The 3,058-nt window shown below is 71.0% G+C and carries 3 protein-coding genes; all 3 read left to right on the top strand.

What is annotated here, in order from left to right; translation table 11 throughout:
• Positions 1-1,552, top strand: a 1,552-nt coding sequence (locus ACK59X_RS14830; RefSeq protein WP_409958249.1) for a FimV/HubP family polar landmark protein, incomplete at its 5' end; no start/stop codon positions are given.
• Positions 1,553-1,601: 49 nt separating this feature from the next.
• On the top strand, positions 1,602-2,420 hold the full coding sequence (truA, locus tag ACK59X_RS14835; RefSeq protein WP_409958251.1) for a tRNA pseudouridine(38-40) synthase TruA: 819 nt from the start codon (positions 1,602-1,604) through the stop codon (positions 2,418-2,420).
• The coding region (locus ACK59X_RS14840) for a phosphoribosylanthranilate isomerase (RefSeq protein WP_409958253.1) at positions 2,417-3,058 on the top strand (642 nt) is incomplete at its 3' end. The genes truA and ACK59X_RS14840, both read left to right, overlap by 4 nt.

Here is a 3,058-nt window from a genome sequence, read left to right on the forward strand (position 1 = left end):
CCACCCGCGGGGTGCCGCAGCGGCGGCGGCCCCTTCGCCGCCTGCCACCCCCGCCGCGCCCCCCCCCGCACCCGCCCCCCCCGCCCGCCCCCCGCCCCGGGGGGCCGGGCCCGGCGGGCCCGCCACGCCGGCCGCCCCTGACGCCCCACCCGCCGCGGTAGCGTCCGAACCCACCAGCGGCGCCTCGGCCGAGGCCAGCGCGGCCCCCGCGTCGGACGCAGCACCGGCCACGCCGCCTGCAGCGCCGGCCTCCAAGCCCATCGTCCTGCCACCGCCCACACCCATGGCCGAGCCCGGCTTCTTCGATGGCCTGCTGGACGACCCGCTGATCCCCCTGGCCGGTGGCGGCCTGCTGGCCCTGCTGCTGGGCTATGGCGCCTACCGGGTGATCCAGCGCCGCCGCAACAATGCCGGCGTGGACAGCTCCTTCCTCGAAAGCCGCATCCAGCCCGATTCGTTCTTCGGCGCCAGCGGCGGCCAGCGCGTGGACACCGCCAACAGCGAGATGACCACCGGTTCGTCCATGGCCTACTCGCCCAGCCAGCTCGATGCGGGCGGCGACGTGGACCCCGTGGCCGAAGCCGATGTGTACCTGGCCTATGGCCGCGACCTGCAGGCCGAGGAAATCCTCAAGGAAGCCATCCGCCACAACCCGGCGCGCGTGTCCGTGCACGTGAAGCTGGCCGAGATCTATGCAAAGCGCCAGGACCGCAAGGCCCTGGAAGCCGTGGCAGGCGAAGTCTTCAAGCTCACGCAGGGCGAAGGCCCCGACTGGGCGCGCATCGTCGACCTGGGCCGTGGCATCGATCCCGAGAATCCGCTGTACCAGCCCGGTGGCCGCCCTGGCCAGCAGGTGGAAGACGAGAACCCCTCGATTCCCGGCGCCTTCGTGAGCACCTTCTCGGGTGCGCCTGTGGCCTCCGCAGCCCTGCCGCCCGACCTGGACTTGGATCTGGACCTCGATCTGCCCGACGACGCGCTGACCGATGCACCACCCGCGCCTCCCGGCGGGTTCGCAGCGGCGGCTGCAGCGGCCACCGCGGCAGCACCTGCACCGCGCGCACCGCAGCGCACGGAGCCCGTGCTGTCCAGCGAAGACTTCGACCTGCCCGACCTGACGGCCGACGCCGCCTGGAACGCGCCGGCGCCGGCACCGGCCCCCACGCCGGCACCGGCAGCCCGCGCGGCAGCTCCCAGCGACGAACTCACCATGGCGCCCACCGGCCCCATGCCATTGGCCGAAGCCCAGGACTCCGGCCCCATGGACTTCGATCTGGGCGAGCTGTCGCTGGACCTGACGGCCCCCCCCAAGCCCATGGCTGCCCGTGCCGCACCGTCCGTGGAAATCCCGACGGCAGCCGTGCCCATCTCGGATGACGATGGATCGGCCGCTGCCCAGGACGACCCGCTGGCCACCAAGCTGGCACTGGCCGAAGAGTTCAACGCCATTGGCGACACCGATGGTGCGCGCACGCTGATCGAAGAGGTCGTGGCCGAATCGAGCGGTGCCCTGAGGACCCGCGCCCAGCGCATGCTGGTCGAACTGGGCTGATGCGGCCGGCTCCCGCAACCCGGTCCTCCACCCTTGCCCAGGCCCGCCCATGAGGGTGGCCCTGGGTGTCAGCTACAACGGCCAGCCCTACAGCGGCTGGCAAAGCCAGCTCTCGGGCAACACCATCCAGGACAAGCTGGAAACGGCCCTGGAGCGCTTTGCCACGCACCCCGTGAGCACGCTGTGCGCCGGCCGCACGGATGCGGGGGTGCACGGCCTGATGCAGGTGGTTCACTTCGATACCCCGCTGAACCGCCCCGCGTCTTCCTGGGTACGCGGCACCAACACCTTCCTGCCGTCCGACATCGCCGTGCAATGGGCCCAGCCCGTGCCGGACAGCTTCCACTGCCGCTCCAGCGCCGTGGCGCGCCGCTACGCCTATGTGCTGCTGCAGTCACCCGTGCGCCCAAGCGTGGATGCCGGGCGCGTGGGCTGGGTCTACCATCCCCTGGACCATGCGGCCATGCGCCAGGCGGCCGACCACCTGCTGGGCGAGCACGACTTCACGTCCTTCCGCGCCTCGGCCTGCCAGGCCAAGTCACCGGTCAAGACACTCACGCGCATCGACATCCCTCAGAGCGCACAGGGTGACCCCCACCCCCAACTCGGCGGGCGCCCGTGCTACGGGCGCGTCGAGTTCGAGGCGAATGCGTTCTTGCACCACATGATCCGCAACCTCATGGGCTGCCTGATCGCGATCGGCCGGGGTGACCACCCACCCGAGTGGATCCAGGAAGTGCTGCAGGCGCGCTCGCGCGACGCTGCGGCGCCCACCTTCTCGCCCGATGGCCTGTACTTCCAGGGACCGGTCTACGACGCCGCGTGGGGCCTGCCCCAGCGCACGGCTGCGTATGATTGGCTCCCATGAGCCCGAACACCCCCTCCTCCCGCACCCCGTTCCCTGCCAGCCGCACCCGCATCAAGATCTGCGGACTGACCCGCGAGCAGGACGTGGATGCCGCCGTGGCCGCTGGGGCCGATGCCGTCGGCTTTGTGCTCTATGCCAAGAGCAGCGGGCGCGCAGTGACGGCCGAGCGCGCCGCCGAACTGGCGCGCCGCCTGCCGCCCTTTGTCACGCCGGTGCTGCTGTTCGTGAACGCCAGCGCACAAGAGGTGATGGCTGCCACCGCGCTGATCGCCGGCGCCACCGTGCAGTTCCATGGAGACGAGACGCCGCAGGACTGCCTGGATGCCACCGGCGGCGGCGCCCGCCCCTGGCTGCGGGCGGCCCGGATACCCCTGGGCCCGGATGCGGCACAATTCGATCTCGTAAAATACGCACACGATTTTTCAAACGCCCAGGCCATCCTGCTCGACGCCCATGTCGAGGGGTACGGCGGCGGCGGCAAGGCATTCAATTGGTCACTCCTTCCACCAAGCGTCGGCTCTCACCTCGTTTTGTCTGGTGGACTCACGCCTGCAAACGTGACCGATGGCATTTTGCAAGTGCGCCCGCGTTGCACCACGCTGGCGGTTGATGTCAGTTCCGGCGTCGAGCCCCTGGGG

Source organism: Acidovorax sp. (genome assembly GCF_046339755.1).
Classification (GTDB): Bacteria; Pseudomonadota; Gammaproteobacteria; order Burkholderiales; family Burkholderiaceae_C; genus Acidovorax.

What these genes read in the sequence shown, in the direction of transcription:
- truA (WP_409958251.1), top strand. Translation starts at nt 1,602, where the DNA reads ATGAGGGTGGCCCTGGGTGTCAGCTACAACGGCCAGCCCTACAGCGGC.